Below are 22905 nucleotides of genomic sequence, written 5' to 3' on the forward strand. Positions count from 1 at the left end.
CTTATGGGGTCTCCATGGGGTGCGCGCGTGACTTTGTCCGTCGACTCAACACCGACCTTCGCTCGACGCCTCAAACAAGCCCGCCTGCACACGGGTTTGTCGCAGAAGGAGTTGGGCATCCGGGCCGGTCTGGATCCTCACGTGGCCAGCCCCCGAATCAACCAGTACGAGCGTGGCAAGCACGAGCCCATGCTGGAGATTGCTGAGCGGTTGGCCCAAGCGTTGGGGATCCCCGCCGCCTTCCTTTACACCGACGATGATCTGCTGGCCAAGTTGCTCCTGCGCTGGGGCTCGCTAAGCAAGCAGCAGAAGCGCGAGTTGGTGAAGCTGATCGAGGCCACGCCCGAGAAGTAAACCGAACAAGCGCTCGCCCTATGGGCAACTCTTCGCCTCAACCCGCCCTTTGGGCGCTTCTGGAGGGAGCTGCAGTGTCCGCGGCTAGTGCGACTGACAAGTCGCGACATCTCAGGCTTACTTGAGATTTTGTTCACGACCGATACACACGCGCCTTGTCTAAAGTGATATACCATGTCGCCCGTGTCAGCCTCCTCACTTCTACTGCGACTGTTCCTGATCGCCATGCTCGTGCTTAACGGCGCGTGGTCGGCGTTTGCGTCCGTCAGTATGAACCCGGTCATGGAAGAGCAGGCCAGCGAAGTGGCTGCCGCGGTGCAAGTCGACGAAGACTGCTTCGCCCATCACAGTGCTGAGCATCATCCCGATGCCACATCGATTGAAAAGGCTGGCACTGGGCATGGCGACCATGCCGGTCCCGACTGTTGCAAGTCTTCTGCGTGCCGGTGCGCCTGCGTACACGCTTGCGCGAGCGCACTTCCTGCGCGCCTGCATGTTTCGGTGCAACTGGCCTTGGGCCTGGATGTCATGCCGCTGCCCCTAGGGCATGCGGCACCTGCCTTGCCTCATCTGATCCGACCACCGATCGGCTAAGCGTCCCTAGGCGCCGCAATGGCGCCGTTGGTGTGGCTTGCATGCCTGTTTAGGCCAGCCGCCCGCTCTGTACCACCGCCCGCCGGTGGCAACACGACGCTTGGAGCATTTTCATGTCGCATGATGATTTTCGTGGTCCACGCGGTGGACCGCTGCTGCCTTCGCGGCGGCGATTTGTCCAAGGCTTGGCCTTGGGAGGCGCAGTCGCAGGATTAGGTTTCTGGCCCAAAGCCAGTTGGGCGCTCAAGGGGCCGGGACAACCCAACGTACTATCGGGCACTGAGTTTGACCTGACCATTGGCGAGACGCCGATGAACTTCACCGGCAAGACCCGCACCGCGATCACGGTCAACGGGTCCGTTCCGGCGCCGTTGCTGCGGTGGCGGGAAGGCACCACGGTCAACTTGCGCGTCTCTAATGCATTGCCCGCTAACTCCATCCATGGCGCGGACACCTCCATCCATTGGCACGGCATCATTTTGCCGGCCAACATGGACGGCGTGCCGGGTCTGAGCTTTGACGGTATCGGACGTGGTGAGACCTACCACTACCGGTTCACCCTGCATCAGGGCGGAACCTACTGGTACCACAGCCACTCAGGGTTCCAGGAACAAGCCGGGCTCTATGGCCCGATCGTCATCGACCCATTGGAGCCGGAGCCCTTCAGTTTCGATCGCGACTACGTCGTGATGCTGAGCGATTGGACAGACCTGGACCCGACGGCCCTGTTCGATCGTTTGAAGAAGATGCCGGGCCATGACAATTACTACAAGCGCACGGTCGGCGATTTTGCGCGCGATGTGAAGCGCAACGGCCTGTCGGCCACGTTGGAAGATCGCAAGATGTGGGGCGTGATGCGGATGACGCCCACGGACCTGTCCGACGTCAACGCCAACACCTACACCTACCTGATGAACGGCACGACCTCACTGGGCAACTGGACCGGTTTGTTCCGCAGTGGCGAGAAGGTGCGCCTGCGTTTCATCAATGGCTCTGCCATGACGTACTTCGATGTGCGTATTCCGGGGCTGAAGATGACCGTGGTGGCGGCAGATGGCTTGTATGTCCATCCGGTTTCCGTCGACGAGTTCCGCATCGCGGTAGCAGAAACCTTCGATGTGATCGTGGAGCCCTCCGGGCAGGACGCATTCACCATCTTTGCCCAAGACTCCGGTCGCACCGGCTACATCAGCGGCACGCTCGCTGTGCGCGAAGGATTACGCGCGCCCGTTCCGTCTGTGGATCCCCGGCCGCTGCTGACGATGGCAGACATGGGCATGGATCATGGGTCGATGGATATGTCTGGCGGCAGCAAGGGCATGGAAGGCGGCTGTGGTGCGGCCATGGGCATGCCTGGCATGACCCCACCTGTCAGCGGTAACGCGACCTCGGCCCATGCAGGCCATGCGATGCCCGCCGCCGGCGATGGTGCCATGGCAGGCATGCAGCACGGGGGCATGCAATCACACCCTGCTAGCGAGACCAACAATCCCCTGTTGGACAACCAAGCCATGAGCGTGAGTTCGCGCTTGGATGATCCGGGCAATGGCCTGCGCGATAACGGCCGTCATGTGCTGACGTATTCCATGCTCAAGAGCACCTTTGAAGACCCTGACGGACGCGACCCCGGTCGCGAGATCGAGCTGCATCTGACCGGACACATGGAGAAATTCTCCTGGGGCTTCAACGGTCAGAAGTTTTCCGATGTCGAGCCGCTGCGGCTGAACTACGGCGAGCGTATGCGCATCGTATTGGTTAACGACACGATGATGACCCATCCCATCCATTTGCACGGCATGTGGAGTGACGTGGAGGACGACAACGGCAACTTCATGGTGCGCAAGCACACGGTGGATATGCCGCCAGGTAGCCGACGCACGTATCGCGTGCGTGCCGATGCGTTGGGCAGCTGGGCGTTCCATTGCCACCTGCTTTATCACATGGAAGCCGGAATGATGCGCACGGTGAGGGTCGACGAATGAACATCAATAGACGCGATACCACCCTGACTGCGCTGACGGCTATCTCGCTGGCCCTGGCCAATGCGGCCAGCGCCCAATCTATGCAGCACGGCTCCATGCAGATGGAGCAGGGCGCGCAGACCCAGACTCAGGATCACTCTGCACATCAGGCACCGACATCAAAACCTGCGCCAGCCCAAAAGCCTGCAACACCGGCCAAGACGAGCGAAGCGACGATCGATCATGCGGCGATGGGCCACGCCGAGCCGCAGGCTAACGCAGCCGAGCCTGCCATGCAGGGCATGGACCATTCGCAGATGGGGCACGGCTCGCCCGCGAGCACACCTGCGGCGCCCACAGCGCAGGCGCAGTCGATGCAGGGCATGGATCACAGTCAGATGGCACAGCCCGCTGCAGCCGACACCTCCGGCACGGCCACGCCTGCGATGCAGGGGATGGACCATTCGCAGATGGGCCATGATTCGCCCGCGCCCGCTACACCAGAAGCGGGAATGCAATCGATGGAGGGCATGGACCACAGTCAGATGGGACACGGGCCTGCAGCGCCAACGCAGCCGCGCACCCCGATTCCCGCGGTGACGGACGCGGATCGCAAGGCGGCCATCGCGCCGGAACACGCGCATCCGGTGCATGACAACTCGATCAAGAGCTACGTGCTGCTCAATCGCCTGGAAACCTGGGATGCCGATCCGGGCACCGGGCTGGGCTGGGAGGGCCAGGGCTGGATCGGTACGGACCTCAATCGCGTCTGGCTCCGCAGTGAAGGCGAACGCACGGATGGTCAGACCGAGTCGGCTGATCTGGAAGTGCTTTACGGCCGCAGTATCTCCACGTGGTGGGATGTGGTGGCCGGTGTGCGTCATGACTTCAAGCCTGGGGCATCGCAGAACTTCGCCGCTATCGGTGTACAGGGCTTGGCGCCGATGAAGTTCGAAGTGTCCGCCACAGCCTATCTCGGCGAAGGGGGCCAGACTGCCGCCAATGTCGAGGCCGAGTACGAATTGCTGCTAACCAACCGGCTGATCTTGCAGCCGCTGGTGGAAGTCACCGCCTATGGCAAGAACGATCCATTGCGCGGGATAGGTTCGGGTCTGAGTGCCGCTGAGGCGGGGCTACGACTTCGCTATGAGTTCACCCGAAAGTTCGCTCCCTACATCGGCGTGGTGTACGAGCGCGCGTTTGGCAATACCGCAGACATGCGACGCGAGCATGGCGAGTCCTTTGAAGACACGCGCTTGGTCATCGGCCTTCGTACCTGGTTCTAAGGGGAACTGACAATGAAATCCAACAAAAAGATGTGGGTATGGCTCGGTGCCGGCGTGGCATTGGTTGCGGTGGTCGCAACCGCCACGCTCTCTCTGGGCGTGTACAACGTGGCCGCCGACGATCCGCATAGTCGCCCGGTGTATGCGCTACTTGAAACGGCGCGCGAGCGTTCCATTGAGGTGCGCGCCGCCAAGCTTCAGCTACCCACGAACCTTGATGATCCTGAGCGTATCCGCCAGGGTGCGGGCAACTACAACGCCATGTGCGTGACCTGCCATCTTTCACCAGACGCGGCGGCCACCGAGATGAGCAAGGGCCTGTACCCCGCGCCACCGAACCTAAGCAAACAGCCGGTCGCTCCAGCTGAGGCGTTCTGGGTGATCAAGCACGGCATCAAGGCCAGCGGCATGCCCGCTTGGGGCGGCAGCATGGACGATGAGTTCATATGGAACATGTCGGCCTTCCTGCAGAAGTTGCCCACGCTGGACGCGACTGCGTACAAGGAACTTGTCGACAGCAGCGAGGGCCATTCGCATGGCGGCGGCGAGACGCAAGGCCACCATGACGACGAAAAGGCCGAGGATCACCCTGCCTTATTCGAGCCGGGCAACAACTCCATGCCGCATGCGCACCCGCCGGGCGTGGACGACGATCACCACGGCCCGACACCCAGCGACACGGAAGTCGGGTTGGTGAGCCACGGCCATCCCGACGGCAAGGTGGAGTCGCACCCTGCACCACACACGCCCGTGGCCGATGACGGCCATGCGCACCCCCATTGATCTTCTTGGAGCCCACGCAATGAACGCAACAGCAATCTCGTTCACCCTCGCACTGGCACTGGCCGTCGTGTCCCCCGCAATGGCGCAGGCGACACAGCCGCACGCACATCACCCCGCTGCCGCGGCATCTGCGGACGTCGACGTCCCAGTCACTGCAGAGGCCGCGGTCGCCGTAGCGGAGCGTTTCAACAGGGCCCTGTCTAGCGGCGATCTGGCCACGGTCGAAGCCCTGCTCGCTGCCGACGTTCTCATCCTCGAGTCCGGGGGCGCCGAACGCAGCCGCGAGGAATACATGGGCCATCACGCAGTCAGCGATGCGGCGTTCCTCAAGGGCGCCCATCGCCAGCTGCTCCGTCAGCGCGCACGAGCCGCTGGCGAGTTCGCGTGGGTCGGAACCGAAAGCGAGTTGCATGCCCAGAAGGACGGCCAGCCACTGACCGTCCAGAGCGACGAGACGATGGTGCTGAAGGAGACCGCGGACGGCTGGCGGATCGTCCACATCCACTGGTCCTCGCGGACCAAGCGCTGAGTCGAGAGATTGAAATGACTACGCTCACATTGCACCGTCTGACTTTTGTGGTCCTTGCCGTGGCTGGTCTGGGTGCTTGCACCCAGGATGCTTCATCCGCGCAACCCACGACCTCGCCCTCCGCACAGGTTGTCGTCCAATCAGCCGACGCGACTCCAGCAGCCCTGCCACGCATGACCGTCCACAAGACCCCGACCTGCGGGTGCTGCGGTGTCTGGATCGACCACGTGCAGAAGGCGGGATTCACCGTGGATGTGCACGACATGGATGACCTGGGTCTGGTCAAGGAGCGGTTGGGTGTCCCCTATGCAAAGGGCTCCTGCCACACGGCCGAGATCGGCGGATACGTCATCGAAGGCCACGTTCCGGCCGCGGACATCAAGCGTCTCCTCGAAGAAAAGCCGAACGCACGCGGCCTGGTCCTCCCAGGGATGCCGCTTGGTTCTCCGGGCATGGAGGTCCCGGAGGGACGCCAGCAGCCGTTCACGGTCGAGCTGATACATCGCGACGGAACCACTGAACCGTTCGCACAGCACTGATCCGTCGCAGCAACAGGGGACGGTGTTGCGGGCGCGCCGATTCTCGCCCGCGAGGAAGAAGGAGAACTACATGACTCACCATTCCGCAGCACACCGGCCCCAGGCCATGAACGAGTGCATCGACAACTGCACGCAATGCCATGCGATCTGCCTGGAGACCATCAACTACTGCCTGACCAAAGGAGGTGTTCACGCGGCCCCGGAGCACATCGCCCTGTTGGCGACGTGTGCCGATACCTGCGCAACCAGTGCCGACGCGATGCTGCGCGGTGCCAGCGTTCACGACGTGGTTTGCGGTGCCTGCGCGGAGATCTGCCGCCAGTGCGCCGATGCATGCGACGCCATGAACGACCCTGAGATGACGCGCTGCGCCGAAGTTTGTCGCCGCTGCGCGGAAAGCTGCAGCGCCATGGCAGCGTAATGCGTCGAGGATCCCGCCTGAGCCGGTGGGATCCTCGTCTCGCGAAAGCGGAAGTATCAAGAAAATCCGACAAATCGTGGTTTCAGTGACAGTCCGACATCTAACGCTTGTCGCATCGAACACAGCGCGGCCCCTCCCGAACGGGCTTTGCATCACATTCCAATGAGGATTTATCCATATGAAGTCGTCCAACGTCATTCGCTCCTTCGCGCTCGTCCTCGCAATCGCGGCCGGGCAGTTTTCGCTGCAGGTCGCGCACGCCCACGCCGCGCTGCAGCAGTCCACACCGGCGGCAAATGCGGTGGTGGCCTCGCCAGGCCAGATCGATCTCGTGTTCAACGAGACATTGATTCCGCGGGCGTCGCGTCTCAAGTTGCTCATGAAGCACGGCAGTTCCACCATGCCGATCGAGAATTTCACGACCGAGATCGTCAACAACGGCAAGACCCTGCGTGCCAAGTTGCCTGGACCGCTGGCTCCGGGCGTCTATACCGTGGAATACCGCGCCGTCGGTGGTGACAACCACCCCATGCCGGGCAGCTTCAGCTTCACGGTGCGCTGAGGAGTCGCGAATGTTCGACCTGTCGGCTTATGCACTGAGATTCTTGGAATACCTTGTCATCATGGTTCTTTTCGGGGTTCCACTCTTCGGTTGGTACGGGTCGCGTCGATCGGCACTCGCCGACGCCTTGGCCGGGTGGTCACTCATGGGCGTTCTATTGGCGGGTGCCGTAGCCGGTCTCGTGCTCACCGGGCTCGATGTCGTCTTCAAGACCGCGGGCATCATGGGAATGCCGCTTGCCGAGGTTGATCGCGCATCGCTTGGCTGGTATCTGCTCGAGACGTCCGCGGGCCGGGCAGCCATGGCGAGAGGCGCGCTGCTGGTCGCCCTGATGTTCGTGCTCGGATGGCATCGTCGCCGCGGGAAGGTGGAGACCGCCTTCCCGCTGGGGGCGATGCTGGCGGGCGGCGCACTCGCTTCGCTGGCATGGAACGGCCACGCCGCCGCTGGCGAGGGCTTGGCAGGCGCGGTCCGGCTTGCTGCAGGCATCGTCCATCTTCTCGCGGCAGGCGGCTGGATCGCAGCGGTCCTGATGTTCCTTGCCATGCTGCTGCGCGGCAAAGAGACGAACGGCAGCGGGCGTCTGCGATCAACGCATGACTTTCTGCATGGTTTTTCGACGCTGGGAACGATCTTCGTTGGTGCGCTCATCGTGTCCGGCATCGCGCACTACGGGGATCTCACCGCGTGGTCGTTTTCGGCCCTGTTCCAGAGCACCTACGGGAAGTTGCTGCTTTTCAAACTGGCCCTGTTCGCTGGAATGCTGGGTTTGGGAGCGCTGCACCGATGGACGCTGGTGCCGCGCTTGGAACGAGCGCTGACCAGCGGAGATCCCGCGCAGGAGGTGCGGGCTTTGCGGCAGAGTGTTACGGCTGAGGCCGCGCTGGCCATCTTGATCCTGATTGTTGTTTCAGTGCTCGGGACGCTCAGCCCCGAATAGCTGTGTAACCCGCAATGGCACACTGCCTTGGCAGTCCATCCCCACTAAAGCGAGCATCGGCATGAACTCACCGTCGTCCCATGACCATCACCATTCTGCAGGCGCAGCCCCTGTCGAGGCTGCGGATGGACGGGTCATCACCAATCCCGTCCGCTATACGGACGATGCTCCCCAGCAAGTTGAAGTGACCGCCCCAGCAGCGGTGGCCCAACCCAGCGGTACCCACGCCACGGTCTACACCTGCCCGATGCATCCGCAGATTCGTCAGCCAGGTCCCGGCACCTGTCCGATCTGCGGCATGGCGCTGGAGCCGGAGATGCCCTCGCTGGAGGAGGACGACAATCCAGAGTTACGCGATTTCACCCGAAGGTTCTGGTGGACGTTGCCTTTGACGTTGATCGTCCTGGTCTTGGCCATGCTGGGACACCGTCTGCCCGGCTTGTCCACGCAGGCGCGCACCTGGATTGAGCTCGTGCTGAGCGCCCCGGTGGTGCTCTGGGCGGGGTGGCCTTTCTTTGAGCGCTGCCTACAGTCCATCGGCAATCGCAGCCCCAACATGTGGACGCTGATCGGCATCGGCGTGGCCGCCGCGTTTGGCTACAGCGTGGTGGCCACCGTGGCACCGGACCTGTTTCCGGACTCTTTCCGCGAGCATGGACGGGTAGGGGTCTACTTCGAGGCGGCAGCGGTCATCGTCTCGCTCACCCTGCTCGGACAGCTGCTGGAACTGCGGGCGCGTTCCAAAACCTCGGCGGCCATCAAGTCCCTGCTGGGATTGGCGCCCAAGACGGCTCGCCGCGTCAAACCCGATGGGGGCGAAGAGGACGTTGCGCTGGATCACGTGCACGTGGGTGATCTGCTTCGCGTACGACCGGGCGAGAAGGTGCCGGTCGATGGGGAAGTCATCGAAGGCCGCGCCAGTGTCGATGAGTCGATGCTGACCGGTGAACCCATTCCGGTGGAGAAGGCTGTCGGTGATCACGTTATAGGCGCCACGCTCAACGGGACGGGCGCCTTAGTCATCCGGGCGGACAAAGTCGGATCCGGGACGGTACTGGCGCAGATTGTGCAGTTGGTAGCCCAAGCCCAGCGCTCCCGCGCGCCGATGCAGCGTATGGCGGACAAGGTGGCGTACTGGTTTGTCCTGGCCGTGCTGGCCACGGCGGTGCTCACGTTCTTCGGATGGGGTCTGTTTGGACCCGAACCGTCCTGGACCTTTGCCGTCCTCAATGCCGTATCGGTTCTGATCATTGCTTGCCCGTGTGCCTTGGGTTTGGCTACCCCCATGTCGATCATGGTCGCCACTGGCCGCGCTGCGCAGGTCGGGGTCCTGTTCCGCGATGCTCAGGCGATCGAGCAGCTACGTCTGATCGACACGTTGATCGTGGACAAGACCGGTACGTTGACCGAGGGGCGTCCAGCCTTTCGCGACACGCTCTCCAACGCCGGCTTCGACGCCGATCAGATCCTTTGTTTGGCCGGCAGCTTGGAGCAGGGCAGTGAGCACCCCTTGGCCGAGGCCATCGTGGCTGAAGCCCAGCGACGTGGCTTGAACCTGGTGGCCGCCCAAGATTTTGATTCGCTCACCGGCCAAGGCGTCCGCGGGCGCGTGTCCGATCAGGATGTCGTGCTCGGCAACCAAAGCCTGATGGCGTCGGTTGGCGCCGATGTAGCACCTTTGCAAAGCAGCGCCGAGCGTCTTCGGAAAGAAGGCGCTAGCGTGATGTTCCTGGCGGTCAATGGTCGGTTGGCCGGCGCCATTGCGGTGGCTGATCCCATCAAAGCCACGACCTTGCCTGCCTTGAACCTGCTACGTGCCGATGGCCTGCACGTGGTGATGGCCTCCGGTGACGCACAGGCGACGGCCGAGGCCGTGGGGCGCACGCTGGGCATCGAGGATGTGCGTGGTGGCGTCAAGCCGCAGGACAAGGCCGACCTGGTCCAGCAACTCAAAGCCCAGGGTCGTCGCGTGGCCATGGCTGGCGATGGCATCAACGATGCGCCGGCCCTGGCGGCAGCCGATGTGGGCATCGCGATGGGGACGGGCACGGATGTGGCCATGTCCAGCGCCCAGCTCACCCTGGTCAAGGGTGATTTGAGGCGCATCGTGCAAGCCCGTGCCATCTCGTCTTTGACGGTGGCCAATATGAAGCAGAACCTGGGCTTCGCCTTCGTCTACAACGCCATCGGCGTGCCTATCGCCGCCGGCTTGCTGTATCCCAGCTTCGGCCTTTTGCTCAGTCCGATGATGGCGGCCCTGGCCATGAGCCTGAGCTCGGTTTCGGTGGTCACCAATGCCCTGCGTTTGTCCGGCTCCACCGTTGTTGCCACCCCCCACCCTGACCGCGCCGATGAGCCTGCGCGCGGCCATTCCTGTCACTGATATCCCACAAGGAGTACTGCAATGAAGCGTTATGCCTCCCTCTCGATGATGGCCTTGTTCCTGATGGCGGGCGCGGCCTTCGCCGGCGGCCAGACCACCACGCCCACCACCGACCACGGTCAGCACAAGCCGGCGGCGGCCGATGCCGATTTCACCAAGCTCGATGCCAACAAGGACGGCTCGCTGTCCAAGGAAGAACTGGCCAAGCACAAGCTGGCGCCGCACTTTGGCATGCTCGATAGCAACAAAGATGGCAAGCTGAGCCCGCAGGAATTCGCTGCCGGCAAGGGTATGTAAGTGTTCTCAGCCCGGGAGCTGTTCCAACAGTTCGCGGGTTCTTCCGCCGTTCTGCCATTCCCACGGAGATTGTTATGTCCTCTTCGCACGGTACGCACGAAAACGCGCAAGACCCGCAGTCCCAGCACGCAAAACCGCACGCCTCACACCAACCTGCCCACCAGGCACAACAAGGGCATCAAGGCCATTACGGCCGCCTGTTGTTGATGATGGGCCTGTCTTTCGTGGCCATGTACGCATTGATGTACGCAATGGTCGATCAGTGGGCTAACGTCTATAACAACGTGAACCAGTTCTACATGGCGGGCCTGATGGCCGCTCCCATGCTGCTGATCGAGCTGTGGCTAATGTCCAGCATGTACCCCGATCGCCGACGCAATCTGATTCTGGCTGGTCTGACGGTGGCGTTCATGCTGTTCTGCTGGTGGGGCATTCGCACTCAAGCAGCGGTCACTGACAAACAGTTCATCCGTTCGATGATTCCCCACCACGCTGGCGCCATCCTGATGTGTGAGGAGAATCGTCTGAAGGATCCTGAGTTGGTGAAGCTCTGCCAGGACATTATTACCTCGCAGACACAGGAGATCGCGCAAATGAAGCAGTTGCTGGCTGAGCGTTCCCATTAGCTCACTGCCTTTTGCCAGCCGATATCACTTCACTGAGCCTGCGCACTGACCATTCGGTGGATCAAACGCGCGGCCACACGTGCGGTGGCTTGATCCGGATCCAGGGGCGGACACAGTTCCGCCACGTCGACCACACGTACCTTGCCCGAGGCCATGACCAGATCCAGCAGGGCTTCCAGGACCTCCAGACTCACCCCGCGTGGGTTGGGGGCGCTCACGCCCGGGGCCACCACCATTGAGTACGCCGGCAAGATCACCAGCGGCTTGGGTAGCTACACCCAGTGGCGTGGCTTGGGCTCACTGCGTATGGGCAAGAACCGTTGGACCGGCGTCTATTCGGCGCAGTACATCGGCAGCGCGGACGACATCATCGCCGTGCCCGACACGATCGGCTCGCATGTGTCCAGCGTGGTGTACCACAGCCTGCAACTGAGCTACGGCATCAAGAAGAAGTGGGATATCTCCGCCGGCGTTGAAAAAGTGCTCGATAAGAAGGCGCCGTTCGTGAAGAACAACCCCAACACCGACACCGACACCATGACGTACGACTTGCTGGGTCGTCGCTGGAATGTCCGCTTTGGTTACCACTGGTAAGCCACGATCACGAGGAGCTACACATCATGAGAAACACGCAACTATCCGCCACACTACTGCTGTTCGCTGTGGCCGGCAGTGCCGGTGCGCACGACCTGTTTGTCGCTTTCTCCAAGCCTGGCACCGCAGCGGGCGAGGCGAACACAGCGTTGGTGAACAATGGCACCTTCGATGAAAGTGCAGGTGCAGTCACCCGAGCGCGTCTACAGGACGTTTCGCTGAGTCAGGGCGGCGCTAAGGCTGCACCGGACTTGGCCAGTTGGAAAGAGGTCGGCAAGCAGAGCCAGCTCACCGTGCATCCGGCGGGCGAGGGCACCTATCTGCTGGGGGTCTCGACGATGGCCTCCACCAGCACGCGTACGGCCAGCGAGTTCGGCAAGTACCTGGAGTTGGAAGACTTGCCCGATACCCTGGCCACCTATGATGCGAGCAAGTTTCCCAAAGGGGTCACCTATAGCTATACCAAGCATGCTCGTACCATTGGACAGGTGGGCACAAAACTGACCGACGATTTCGCTGCCTCGCTGGGCTATCCGCTGGAGATCCGCTTGGCCCGCAATCCTGGAAGCGTGAAGGTCGGCGAACAGCTGTCGTTCCAGGTGCTGCAGCAGGGCACGCCAGTGCCCAACCTACGCGTGTACGTCGGTCATCGTGCTGACGCACCGGTCAAGGGTGGGCACGGTAGCGCTACGCTCCTGCGCACCGATGCCCAAGGCCAAGCCAGTTTCCAGGTGACCACCGCCAAGACCTGGTACATCCACACCAATCACATTGTGCCCTCTACACAAAAGGGTTTGGATTTTGTGTCGGATCGGGCGTCGCTGAGCTTTGAGATTTCCCCGCACGCCGGGCACTGATAAGTAAGCATGTAGGCGGTACTCTCCCCTTTGACGCCAGTCATGACTTCTTCCATGACTGGCGTCTTTTTGTGGGGACTTACCTCAAGTGCTCAGTCTGTCTCTCATTGGTCGCCCCGCGCCGCGCGCAATCCACGTCGCCGCACTAGATAGAACGCTGCGGGAATCACCACCATAGAGAGCACCGGTGCGGTGAGCATGCCACCCAGCATCGGCGCGGCGATACGTTGCATGACCTCCGAGCCGGCACCGGCACCGACGAAAAGCGGAAACAACCCGGCCAGGATGACGGCTACCGTCATCGCCTTCGGGCGCACCCGTTGCACGGCGCCTTCGTAGATAGCCTCTTGCAGGGTAGACACATCTTCCGGCGCACCGCTGGCCAAGCGCTGCTCCCAGGCATGACGCAGGTACAGCAGCATGATGACGCCGAACTCAGCCGCAACGCCGCCCAGAGCGATGAATCCGATCATGCTGGCCACCGAAATCGCATGGCCCAGCCCCCAGATCAACCAGAAACCGCCCACCAACGCCAAGGGCAAGCTGAGCAGGATGATGGATACATCGCTAAGCCGGCGAAACACCATCCAGATGACCAGGAAGATGATCGCCAACGCCGCGGGCACCACCCATTGCAGGCGTGCCAAAGCCCGTTGCAGATACTCGTACTGCCCCGACCACGCCAGACCATAGCCGGCAGGCAAACTCACCTGGGTCTGCACCGCGGCTTGCAGGTCCTGGACCACCGATCCCAAGTCGCGATCGGCCACATCCACGTAGATGTAGCCCACCAACTGGCCGTTATCGCTCTTGAGCATCGGCGGGCCTGGGCTGATTGACAGCTCCGCCACCTGGCTCAAGGTCAGTTGCACACCGCCTGGCGCGATCAGCGGCAGATCCTGCAAGGCCTGCAACGAGTCACGCTGGCCACGGGGGTAGCGCAAGACGATGGGATAGCGTTCGCGCCCCTCGATCGTTTCCCCGATTGGATCACCGCCAACGACCGTGGCAATCAGTTGCTGGAGTTGGCCTTGAGTGAATCCGTAACGTGCAGCGATTTCCGGGCGCACCTGTACATCGACATAGCGCCCACCCGTGACGCGTTCGGCCAGTGCCGAACTCACGCCGGGCACAGTCTTGGCCACCTGCTCGATCTGCTGGCTCAGGCGCTCGATCTGCTCCACATCGGGTCCGGAGACCTTGATCCCAATCGGGCTCTTGATGCCGGTGGCCAACATATCGATGCGATTGCGAATGGGCGGGACCCATAGGTTGGTCAGACCGGGAATCTTGACCGCTGCGTCCAACTCCTGGCGTAGCTTCTGGGGGGTCATGCCCGGGCGCCATTGATCCCGCGGCTTGAAGGTCACGGTGGTCTCAAACATTTCGATCGGTGCCGGATCGGTCGCACTTTCGGCACGGCCCGCCTTGCCGAACACGTGCTCAACCTCCGGTACGGTCTTGATCATCCGGCCCGAGAGCTGGAGCAACTGACGGGCCTTGTCGGCGGACAGGCCGGGCAGGGCCGTGGGCATGTACAACAGGCTGCCTTCTTCCAAGGGCGGCATGAACTCACTGCCCAACCGGCTAAAGGGGATCAAGGTGAGCACTAGCAGCAGGCCGCTGAGCAGCAAGGTGACACCGGGATGTTTGAGGACCCACAGCAGGATGGGCCGATAGCCAGCGATCAGGATGCGATTGATGGGGTTCTGCTGTTCCGGGCGGATGCGGCCGCGGATCAGGTAGCCCATCAAGACGGGGATCAAGGTCACCGACAACCCTGCTGCGGCGGCCATCGCGTAGGTCTTGGTGTAGGCCAGAGGCGAGAACAATCGCCCTTCCTGCGCCTGCAGGGCAAAAACCGGCACGAAAGACAGGGTGATGACCAGCAAGCTGGCGAACAGGGCCGGTCCGACCTCGGCCGCCGAGCGGGCCATCAGCTGCCAGCGCTCCTCACCCTGAGGTTCCCGGCCGTGCGCCTCCCGCCAGTGCTCCAGATGCTTGTGTGCATTTTCGATCATCACCACCGCTGCATCGACCATCGCACCAATGGCGATGGCGATGCCGCCTAATGACAGCAAGTTGGCGGAGATCCCCTGGGCGTGCATCACGATGAAGGCCGCCAGGATACCCAAAGGCAGGGTGATGACGGCCACCAACGCCGAGCGTAGGTGCCACAGGAACAGCAGGCATACCAGCGCTACGACCAGAAACTCTTCGCCAAGCTTGTGGGTGAGGTTGCGTACCGCATCCTGGATCAGCTCGGAGCGGTCGTACACCGGCACCACTTCCACGCCCTCGGGCAAGCTGGATTGCAACGCCTGCAGTCGCGCTTTGACGTTCCGAATGGCCCCCAAGGCATCCTTGCCGGTCCGCAGGACGATCACGCCGCCGGCCACCTCACCTTGACCATCCAACTCTGCGATACCACGACGGAAGACCGGCCCGCGACTGATCGTGGCCACCTCGCCGAGCAGGACGGGGATGCCGTCGTTGCCGGTTACCGGCACCTGTTCGAACGCCTCCTGTGTGCGCAGGTAGCCTTCGCTGCGCACCATCAGTTCGGCTTCGCCTTGTTCGATCACCGAGCCCCCGGTAGCGCCGTTGGCCGCATCCACCGCCTCGATGAGCTCGGCCACCGTCAGTCCACGGGCCGCCAACGCCTGCGGATCGGGCTGGATCTGCCAGGCGCGCACCGCACCGCCCACACTGGCTACTTCAGCCACGTCCGGCACGGTTTTTAGCTCATAACGAAGAAACCAGTCCTGCAACGCACGCAGCTGCCCCACATCACGTTGACCTGTCCGATCCACCAAGGCGTACTGGTAGATCCAGCCCAGTCCTGTCGCATCAGGACCCAGCGCCGGATTCACATTCGGCGGAAGTCGATCGCGTACCTGGCTCAAGTACTCGAGCACTCGAGAGCGCGCCCAGTAAAGATCAGTGGCATCGTCAAACAGGATGTAGACGAATGAATCACCGAAGAAGGAGAAGCCGCGTACCGCCTTCACGCCCGGCACGGACAACATCGTGGTGGCCAACGGGTAGGTGACCTGGTCTTCGATGATGCGCGGGGTTTGCCCCGCCCATTGCGTGCGGATGATGACCTGGGTATCGGACAGGTCCGGCAGCGCATCCAGCGGCGTGTTCTTTACCGACCAGATACCGACCACCGCCAGCAGCGCGGCGGCAACCAGCACCAGCACGCGATTGGCGATGCAAGCATGGATCAGGCGCGCGATCATGGTGTGCCCTCCATCGCTTCGGACATGACCTCGCTTGCCTGGCAATCAGCGGCTGCGGCGGGGCCGAACTTGGGTACCAACTGCATATCCATGAACGGTGACTTGCCCGGCTTGTCGAAATGCTTCTCCGGCACCATCGGGTCATACCAGTACTGCACCGGGCAGCGCGGCGGCGTAGAGGTGGAGGTGTCTGGCGCGACAGGCGCCGGCTGTCTGGACGGTGACGGCACGACAGTGCGTGGTTCGTGCCCGGCGTCATGGCGCTCGTGCACACCTGATGCGCTGGCAGGGCGTGTCGGTTGTGCAGCACCCAGGCGCTCCAACGCACCGGAGAGACTGGCTTCGGAGTCGAGCAAGAACTGACCCGAGACGACCACGCGTTCACCACCGGCCAAGCCTGCCACGATCTGCGTGCGCCCTTGCACGCTACGTCCCACACTCACCCGCACTGGCCGGAAGCTCCCGTCCGGATCCTGCACGATGACCCGGCTGTCCCGCCCGGTGGCGATCAGCGCCTCCGTGGGAACGACTGGCAGGGCCTGCTCGGCGTCGGGCTGCACCAGAACCTCGGCGAACATGCCCGGCACCAGCCGACGCTGCGGGTTGCGCAGCACAATTCGCGCCCGCTGCGTGCGACTAGCCATGTCGACCTGGGGAAGCAACGCCTGGATCTGTCCGGCAAAGCGCTCTGCCGGCCAGGCACTGACCGTGGCCTGCACTGAGGTCCCCGGCCGCAAGGTGCCCAGCGCTGCCTGGGGTACCGAGGCCTCCAGCCACAACGTGTCCAGCCCATTGATCTTGAACAGTGGCGTACCGGGCATCACCGTCTGTCCCTCGCGTGCCAGGATCTCGGTCACGACACCACTGTGGTCTGCGCTAAGCACGACGCCACTTCTGGCCGAGGCGCCAGAAGGAACACCCAACGAACGCAACCGTTGTTGCGCCGCACCCTGCAGCTCACGCGCGCCCGCGGACTGAGCTTGGCTCAGGGCATGTGCTTCGGCGATGGCCGCGTTCCATGCCGGGGCCTGCACGGTGGCCAGCGTTTGACCACGACGAACCTCGGTAAACGGCGCCTTTACCTGCACGTGGGTGATCAAGCCTTCCATGCGCGCACTGATCACGCTTTCCTGGGTCAGATCCCACGTCAGTGTGCCCGGCACGCGTACGGCAGTCCCTAGTAACTCTACCGTCACTTCCTGAGTGCGTATGCCCACGTTCTGCTGCAGGCGCGGATCGATCTGCGTTCCGCCCCCTATGGCCTCATCTGCGTATTTGGGCAGCAACTCCATATCCATGAACGGAGATTTGCCCGGCTTGTCGAATCGCTGCTCCGGCGCCATGGGGTCGTACCAGTACAGCACCTTGCGTGCTTGATCTGCGACGCTCGTGCCGGGGGGCGGGGTGGTATCAGAGGTTCGAGTCATCCAGGCGTAGCCGCCGGCAAAGCCGAGCGCCAGCAACCCGAGGGCCACGGCGAGCTGTGTGAGACGCGTCTTGGTCGGGCTCATGGCGTGTTCTCCTCATGGGGTAGCAGATAGGCCAGTGCCGCCCAGGCACGGCCCTGTTCGCCCAGCAGACGGGCGTTCTCCAGGTGCAATTCGATCTCATCGCGCCGCGCTTCCAGCCACGGCTGCAGGTCGGCACCGGCGCCGTAGGCGGCCAACGCCGTGCGTGCACGATCGCGCGCCAAAGGCAGGCTCTGCGTGTTCTGGCGCTCCAACTGGCCGGTTAACCCGCGCCATCGCGCTATCGCGCGTTGCACCGACTCGGCTTGGATGCGCCGGGCCTCATCGCGCTCTGCGGACACCGCCTCCAGCTCGGCCCGCCGTGCCGCGATGCCTCGTGCTTGGCGGTTCTTCTGGAACAGCGGCAGGCCCACACCCACTTCCACCATGAGCATGTCGCTGCGCGCCATGCCGTCGGGTGCGCGCTCGCGACGTCCGTAGGTGAGCTCCACACTCCAATCCGGGCGGGTTTCGGCCACGGCCGCATCCACCTGGGCCTGGGCTAAGCTCTCGCGTGCCTCCCAGCCCAGTAGTGGCGTGTGTTGGTCCAGTTTGGCCAGCAGTTGGGTGGGCTCCAATGGCAACTGCGAAAAATCCGGTGCCGCACCACTGGCCAAGATCGCCTCTGGTGCAATACCCAACCACCGCGCCAGGCCGGCCTGCGCGGCGGCGTGCTCCGCATGTACCTGCTCCAGGCGATTGTCCAACTGCAGTAGGGCGGCCTGGGCGGCAAGCACATCACTGGCCCCGGCCGTGCCGCCTGCCAAGCGAGCACGCGCCGCACGCTCGGCTATACGGGCCGGCTCGCGCAGACCTTCCAACGCATCTACGGCTTGCTGCGTACTCCACAGCTCGATCCAGGCCAGCGCGGCCGCTTGGGCCACCATCTGCTGTTCGGCCATCGACAGTGAGCGCGCTTGCGCCAGCGTCGCTTGCGCCAACGCGTGCTCGGCACGTCGTTTCGCACGCGCAGGAAACTCCTGCATCAGACCGATTTGCTGGGTGGTCATCTCATCGGCCCGCAAGCTGAAGGCATCGGGTCCGCTGACGGGCCAGTTCGCCAGCCCCACGATCAAACGTGGGTCGGGAAGCGCGCCAGCACGCGCGGCTTCTTCGGTACTGGCATCGATCTGCGATCGGCGCACCTGCAGGGTTGGGGCGTTAGCAAGCGCCCGTTGTAGGGCTTCTGTGTAGCTGATCGGGATAGCGGGCGATGCCGCCAGCACAGGACCACTGAGCGCCAGGGCAAACACGAACCCACACGCCATCTTGCGCCTTGCACGCAAGAAGAAAGACATCTCCATAAGACCTCCGGGAAACGACAACGAGCGCGCTGCAACGCATGCAGCACGAGCACGGGTCAATCCAGGAGGGGGCTTAAATCAGCAGGCTACAGAAGCGCTGCAGGGGAGGCGGATCGGACACGCACACCGGAACATCCCGATACAACTGCGCGTGTACCGGTGGCAACAGAGCCTGCACCAGCGCGAAGGCGGCCAGCGCGGGCTGGTAAGGCACTTGAGGGGCCTTCGCATCGGCCGTGGCGATGTGATCGCGCTGGCAATGCTGGTCGCACAACGCCGGAGCATCGGGATCCGGCGTGGACATCTCTTCGCAACCGACCATCAGGGTCGCTTGTCCAGCTTCCACCGATTCCAGCGGACAGGCGTAAGCCACCAGCGCGAGTTGCTGCAGCAGCAGCGCCCACAGTCCCAGCCATGCCAGTCGGGCACGAGAACGGGGTCGCCGCCATCGCCTCAGCAGCCTCACCATGACAGCTCCCGCACGCCCGAAGCAGCGCCTGCGGACGCTGGGCAGATCAGGGCAGGGGACGTGCGAGCTCTCATGATGGCCAGTCTAGCCCTCTTGGGGCCGACTGTCATTGATCAGGATCAAGCCCTCGCGCGGACTCAGCGGTGGCATCCGCCGCAGCAGGAGGATGCGACGGCCGGGGCGGCCGGCGTACCAGCCTCAGAAGGGAGCACCGCAGCGATCACATAGCCTTGCCGCTGGATAGCCTCAACCGCCTGTTCTACGGCAAGCAGGCCCTCGATCTTGACCACGCCACTGCCCAGATCGACGTCCACCTGGGCGTGGGGGTCAAGGGCCTGAATGGCTTGGGTGACCGTTCGGACACAGTGACCACAGGTCATACCTTCAACAACGAGATTCATGGACAACCCTCCAAAAGCATCGGCGGTTTGCCGACGGCGTGACGATGAGCCTTCCCACGGTGGGAAGGTCAAACGACAGGCAAGTTGAGTGGTAATCCGTCCCGCGTTGTTGACCTTCCCATCATGGGAAGGCTCAGGCTACCTGCTCGTTCCTATTGGCCCTCACTCCATGGACATAACGCTCACTTATGCGAATTAAGTTATTGATTATATTACATTAATACAGGAATCGCAAGGTCTGTAGTTGCACCGTGCCCTGGCCGGCCACAAACGCGATAAGCTAAGCATTCCTTAGTGCTAGTCATTCTTGATGTCATGACGATGCCATCTGAGCGCACCCGCAATGTGCTGCAGGCGGGCGCGTTCCTCAGGCAGCTAGCGGCCAGCCAAGCCGTGCCTAAAGAGGTGCGGCAAGAGGCATATCGACTGCTGCGGCACTATCCAACCGTCAGCGACATCGAGGCGATTGCTGAGCACGAAGAGCGGCTGCGAGCGCTGACCCAGTCGGCCTTCGTACGACCCTACCTGAGCAGCGAGATCGAGGCGGATTGGTTCTCCGGGTACCCGCTCGGCCCTCATCGCATCTGACCATGAAGCAACCGAGCAGGCCGCGTGGAAGAGGGACTACGTCTGCGGAGACAGCGCTGGAGGCTTCCTTTGAACGGGCCCGCGACAGTGCGGCCGAGGAACGCGCATTCTTCAAGCGACTGATGGATGCGATCGTGTACGTGCATGCGCCCATCTCGGACGACGCGCAGACACTGCGGCTGGTCCAGTTCCGCCATCCTGACGGTTTCGATGCGATCCCTTTCTTTACCTCGCTCGACAAGGCGCAGGCGGCCAGCTCGTCTGCTGTCAGAATTCTGGGAGTTTCAGGCCGTGAGCTGCTAACCGGTACTCGCGGCGCGACGTTGATGCTCAATCCCAACTACGGCGGCGTTGTCCTGTACCCGGAAGAGGTTGCGACATTGTTGGATACGGGCTTTCTGGCCAGGGTGGAACGTCTGGCGCCGGCGGAGTTCGCGGTGAGACCTGCCCAGGCCGCGCCGGCTTGGCTCGCTCCGGCCATCAGCGGCAGCCTTGAGCACGCCGACTTCGTCTCGTCGGCCTATCTCCTGGAAACTCACTCGTCAGGGGGCGTCGAACAGCCTCCCGGTCTGTTGATCTGGCTGGTGGTGGACCTGGCTTTCGCCGAGCGGGCGGCTCGTCTGGTGACCACCGCCATACAGCCCTTATGCTCAGATTTGGACGTCATCATCGACTTGGCGGTCCACGACGTATCGCTGCCTTTGCCGGCGGGCTTGGATGATCCCCAGATCCTGCCCATATTTTTTCACGAGAATCAAGCCAACTTGAGCACAGCTCATCGGCCTATGAGCCCTGAAGATAAGCTACTAGCACTCCTTCCGGGATTGACCGAGGAAGAGAAGGAACGGCGGACCCGCGAGGGTATGGCCGACGTCGACGCTGGACGTACGATCCCGCACGAGGAACTACTGCAATGGATCAGGCGACGGTCAGAGCCTTCTTGAAGGTTTCCGTTGGGTCAGGAGCGTGGAAACTCTTGAATCCAATATTCAAGAAGGGCACGCGTGCCTGAGCAGTACTCCAGGAATGCCTGTGTCACGCGGCTTCTGGTTCAATCAAGCCTAGGTCTGTAATCCACGAACTGCCTGACGTCGAGGGGTGTTTCCTCGTTGAATCATGGTGTTAGAGACGATTCGGCTGTTTTTCTCACGAATCCCTGCCGACCTTCTTGAAAAACTGAACCAGACCTACCCAAACGCTTCCGTAAGGCAGGTGGTGAGAGGGCAGGTTAAGCACATCAGGGATAGCAATCCCAAGGAGATAGAAGCGCTACGACAGGAGGCCAACGATCAACTTCCTACTATCGCCGAGCTAAAGAGGGTCAGTGCGGTTGATCCAGAGTTCCGGATGGAAAACAGCTTCTTTGGGCCCAAGCCAGTCATCACCGCCCGCATCATCAACCGCTCAACACTGCCATTGAGCGAAGCGAGCTGGAATGCGGCGCTGTACATCAATGGCGATGTACAGCCTGTAGCCACGTCGAAGGTGCGCAGCGATTTCCGTTCCATCGAAGGCCTCAAGCCCGAACACCATGTTACGGCTCGATTCACTGTCGGATTCGTCAAGGGCGATAAGGCCTGGACCACCTTGGCGATTCGTCAAGCTACATCCACACGCGTCGAGCTGGAGATGATCCCTGAGACAGCAATGGACTTTACGGACAAAGCCTATCTAAGTGCCGATCTTCAGAAGCGCATTGATTTCCTTGAGAACCAACTCAAGCAAGCGAGCGAGTTCGAAGATGTCTGATGCTACCAAGCCCCGCCGGCGGATCACCCTCCGGCGGGGCTTGGTAGCGGTACCGACGTTCACCCCCGCCAAAGAGGACCATTACACAATGCGCCCCTCCATCCTCGCCTTGGACTTAGAAGGAACGCTGATTTCCAACGCTGTAAGCCAGATCCCGCGCCCGGGCCTCTACGAATTTCTGGAGTCGGCAAAGTCGCTCTTTGAGGGTCTAGTCATCTTCACCACAGTTCCGGAGCCTAGATTTCGCGAGATTGCCGACCTATTGGCTTGCGAAGGAGCGGCCCCGGGTTGGTTTGCCCGCTTGCCATACATAGACTGGACTGGGCCGACGAAGGATCTTGCCAACGTTTCCCAGCCCATCGGCTCTGCATGGCTACTAGATGATTACGCCCCCTATGTACAACCGGGACAGGAACATTGCTGGGTCCCGGTTCAACTGTTTTGTTCTCCTTACCCCGAGGACGACGCGGGACTGGACGATGCCATCGAGGCAATCCGTAAGCGACTGAACGAGTACTAGAGGGCCATCTCTTGGCCAGCGTCCAATGGGCCACAGGCTCGCCGGTCAACCAAGGTCCAGCGCTTCGTTGGAGAACCGTCGATATAGACCTGGGGGGGCGTTTACCGCGATAGAGTCCTGAGCCCCCTCAAACCATCTCATGGACCCGTGGCAGCTGGTCGGTCTACTCAGACTAGAAGCTAAAGCTGCCAACTGCCGCTAGGTTCCAGCCAGTACGCCATGCCCAGCGGCAGGAAAGTCTCCATTGCAACGTCCAGGATCAACGGCTGACGCCAACCCTGACCAGGCAAGAAGCAAAAATCCTTCCGGGCGAGGGTTCCAGCTTGCTCGCGTCCAGCTAACCAGATGCATCTGCGTTTTATCTCGCGATCAAGTGCTCGCCTCGCGGCATGCTC

The 22905-nt window shown here is 62.2% G+C and carries 25 protein-coding genes; 19 read left to right on the forward strand and 6 right to left on the reverse strand.

The genetic code is table 11. The features are described 5' to 3' along the window. Positions 1 to 3 precede the first annotated feature (3 nt). The 13 genes from AC5P5R_RS04155 to AC5P5R_RS04215 all read left to right on the forward strand — a co-directional run bounded on the left by AC5P5R_RS04155 (position 4) and on the right by AC5P5R_RS04215 (position 11275). Entirely contained in the window at positions 4 to 354 is a 351-nt protein-coding gene (locus AC5P5R_RS04155; RefSeq protein ID WP_043033515.1) for a helix-turn-helix domain-containing protein, read from the forward strand. 174 nt (positions 355 to 528) lie between these two features. After that, positions 529 to 948 (forward strand): transcriptional regulator CopL, encoded by a 420-nt coding sequence (gene copL, locus AC5P5R_RS04160; protein ID WP_012480218.1) that lies wholly within the window; start codon positions 529 to 531, stop codon positions 946 to 948. A gap of 113 nt (positions 949 to 1061) precedes the next feature. Beyond that, positions 1062 to 2930: a copper resistance system multicopper oxidase gene (locus AC5P5R_RS04165; RefSeq protein ID WP_012480217.1), complete on the forward strand. Its 1869-nt coding sequence runs from the start codon at positions 1062 to 1064 to the stop codon at positions 2928 to 2930. Further along, on the forward strand, positions 2927 to 4195 hold the full coding sequence (locus AC5P5R_RS04170; RefSeq protein ID WP_005413421.1) for a copper-binding protein CopB: 1269 nt from the start codon (positions 2927 to 2929) through the stop codon (positions 4193 to 4195). The genes AC5P5R_RS04165 and AC5P5R_RS04170 overlap by 4 nt, the downstream gene beginning before the upstream one ends. A 12-nt stretch (positions 4196 to 4207) precedes the next feature. Then, on the forward strand, positions 4208 to 4978 hold the full coding sequence (locus AC5P5R_RS04175; RefSeq protein WP_005413420.1) for a c-type cytochrome: 771 nt from the start codon (positions 4208 to 4210) through the stop codon (positions 4976 to 4978). Further along, the gene (locus AC5P5R_RS04180) at positions 4962 to 5507 is read left to right on the forward strand and encodes a nuclear transport factor 2 family protein (protein WP_223224792.1); all 546 of its coding nucleotides are present in this window, start codon (positions 4962 to 4964) and stop codon (positions 5505 to 5507) included. Before AC5P5R_RS04175 ends, AC5P5R_RS04180 begins: the two co-directional genes overlap by 17 nt. 14 nt (positions 5508 to 5521) lie before the next feature. Then, positions 5522 to 6046, forward strand: coding sequence for a DUF411 domain-containing protein (locus AC5P5R_RS04185; RefSeq protein WP_012480214.1), 525 nt, complete (start codon positions 5522 to 5524; stop codon positions 6044 to 6046). Positions 6047 to 6116: 70 nt separating this feature from the next. Continuing rightward, positions 6117 to 6467: a four-helix bundle copper-binding protein gene (locus AC5P5R_RS04190; protein WP_012480213.1), complete on the forward strand. Its 351-nt coding sequence runs from the start codon at positions 6117 to 6119 to the stop codon at positions 6465 to 6467. Positions 6468 to 6645: 178 nt separating this feature from the next. Continuing rightward, positions 6646 to 7029, forward strand: a complete 384-nt coding sequence (copC, locus tag AC5P5R_RS04195; RefSeq protein WP_005413416.1) for a copper homeostasis periplasmic binding protein CopC — start codon at positions 6646 to 6648, stop codon at positions 7027 to 7029. A gap of 10 nt (positions 7030 to 7039) precedes the next feature. Then, positions 7040 to 7969, forward strand: coding sequence for a copper homeostasis membrane protein CopD (gene copD, locus AC5P5R_RS04200; RefSeq protein WP_017354978.1), 930 nt, complete (start codon positions 7040 to 7042; stop codon positions 7967 to 7969). A 247-nt stretch (positions 7970 to 8216) separates the two neighbouring features. Continuing rightward, entirely contained in the window at positions 8217 to 10352 is a 2136-nt protein-coding gene (locus AC5P5R_RS04205; protein WP_024957401.1) for a copper-transporting P-type ATPase, read from the forward strand. A 21-nt stretch (positions 10353 to 10373) separates the two neighbouring features. Further along, the gene (locus tag AC5P5R_RS04210) at positions 10374 to 10649 is read left to right on the forward strand and encodes a hypothetical protein (RefSeq protein ID WP_005413412.1); all 276 of its coding nucleotides are present in this window, start codon (positions 10374 to 10376) and stop codon (positions 10647 to 10649) included. A 74-nt stretch (positions 10650 to 10723) separates the two neighbouring features. Beyond that, positions 10724 to 11275, forward strand: a complete 552-nt coding sequence (locus tag AC5P5R_RS04215) for a DUF305 domain-containing protein (RefSeq protein ID WP_031269107.1) — start codon at positions 10724 to 10726, stop codon at positions 11273 to 11275. 29 nt (positions 11276 to 11304) lie between these two features. On the opposite strand, the gene AC5P5R_RS04220 is transcribed toward AC5P5R_RS04215, so the two are convergent. Further along, positions 11305 to 11493, reverse strand: a complete 189-nt coding sequence (locus AC5P5R_RS04220; RefSeq protein ID WP_187756563.1) for an arginase family protein — start codon at positions 11491 to 11493, stop codon at positions 11305 to 11307. A 46-nt stretch (positions 11494 to 11539) separates the two neighbouring features. On the opposite strand from AC5P5R_RS04220, the gene AC5P5R_RS04225 reads away from it, so the two are divergent. After that, positions 11540 to 11869 (forward strand): TonB-dependent receptor, encoded by a 330-nt coding sequence (locus AC5P5R_RS04225; protein ID WP_223025135.1) that lies wholly within the window; start codon positions 11540 to 11542, stop codon positions 11867 to 11869. Between the two features lie 26 nt (positions 11870 to 11895). Next, positions 11896 to 12726, forward strand: a complete 831-nt coding sequence (locus AC5P5R_RS04230; RefSeq protein WP_005413408.1) for a DUF4198 domain-containing protein — start codon at positions 11896 to 11898, stop codon at positions 12724 to 12726. 104 nt (positions 12727 to 12830) lie between these two features. On the opposite strand, the gene AC5P5R_RS04235 is transcribed toward AC5P5R_RS04230, so the two are convergent. The 5 genes from AC5P5R_RS04235 to AC5P5R_RS04255 form a co-directional block, all read right to left on the reverse strand. Then, on the reverse strand, positions 12831 to 15971 hold the full coding sequence (locus tag AC5P5R_RS04235; protein ID WP_495226319.1) for an efflux RND transporter permease subunit: 3141 nt from the start codon (positions 15969 to 15971) through the stop codon (positions 12831 to 12833). Next, positions 15968 to 17482 carry an efflux RND transporter periplasmic adaptor subunit gene (locus AC5P5R_RS04240; protein ID WP_005413406.1) on the reverse strand — a complete coding sequence of 505 codons (1515 nt, stop codon included), beginning with the start codon at positions 17480 to 17482 and terminating at the stop codon, positions 15968 to 15970. Before AC5P5R_RS04240 ends, AC5P5R_RS04235 begins: the two co-directional genes overlap by 4 nt. After that, a complete protein-coding gene (locus tag AC5P5R_RS04245; protein ID WP_170935783.1) occupies positions 17479 to 18783 on the reverse strand; it encodes a TolC family protein in 1305 nt (434 codons plus the stop codon). Before AC5P5R_RS04245 ends, AC5P5R_RS04240 begins: the two co-directional genes overlap by 4 nt. A 73-nt stretch (positions 18784 to 18856) precedes the next feature. Then, positions 18857 to 19252 carry a hypothetical protein gene (locus tag AC5P5R_RS04250; RefSeq protein ID WP_005413404.1) on the reverse strand — a complete coding sequence of 132 codons (396 nt, stop codon included), beginning with the start codon at positions 19250 to 19252 and terminating at the stop codon, positions 18857 to 18859. 137 nt (positions 19253 to 19389) lie between these two features. After that, positions 19390 to 19653 carry a heavy-metal-associated domain-containing protein gene (locus AC5P5R_RS04255; RefSeq protein ID WP_021201833.1) on the reverse strand — a complete coding sequence of 88 codons (264 nt, stop codon included), beginning with the start codon at positions 19651 to 19653 and terminating at the stop codon, positions 19390 to 19392. 294 nt (positions 19654 to 19947) lie between these two features. On the opposite strand from AC5P5R_RS04255, the gene AC5P5R_RS04260 reads away from it, so the two are divergent. From AC5P5R_RS04260 to AC5P5R_RS04275, 4 genes are all read left to right on the forward strand, one after another. Further along, positions 19948 to 20241, forward strand: coding sequence for a BPSL0761 family protein (locus AC5P5R_RS04260; RefSeq protein ID WP_223224794.1), 294 nt, complete (start codon positions 19948 to 19950; stop codon positions 20239 to 20241). A 2-nt stretch (positions 20242 to 20243) separates the two neighbouring features. Continuing rightward, positions 20244 to 21185 (forward strand): SseB family protein, encoded by a 942-nt coding sequence (locus AC5P5R_RS04265; RefSeq protein WP_049401588.1) that lies wholly within the window; start codon positions 20244 to 20246, stop codon positions 21183 to 21185. Between the two features lie 172 nt (positions 21186 to 21357). Further along, a complete protein-coding gene (locus tag AC5P5R_RS04270) occupies positions 21358 to 21990 on the forward strand; it encodes a hypothetical protein (protein WP_021201832.1) in 633 nt (210 codons plus the stop codon). Between the two features lie 88 nt (positions 21991 to 22078). Further along, on the forward strand, positions 22079 to 22510 hold the full coding sequence (locus AC5P5R_RS04275; RefSeq protein WP_031269101.1) for an NIF family HAD-type phosphatase: 432 nt from the start codon (positions 22079 to 22081) through the stop codon (positions 22508 to 22510). Positions 22511 to 22905 lie beyond the last annotated feature (395 nt).

This window comes from Stenotrophomonas sp. YJH_SMC_19 (assembly GCF_059367915.1).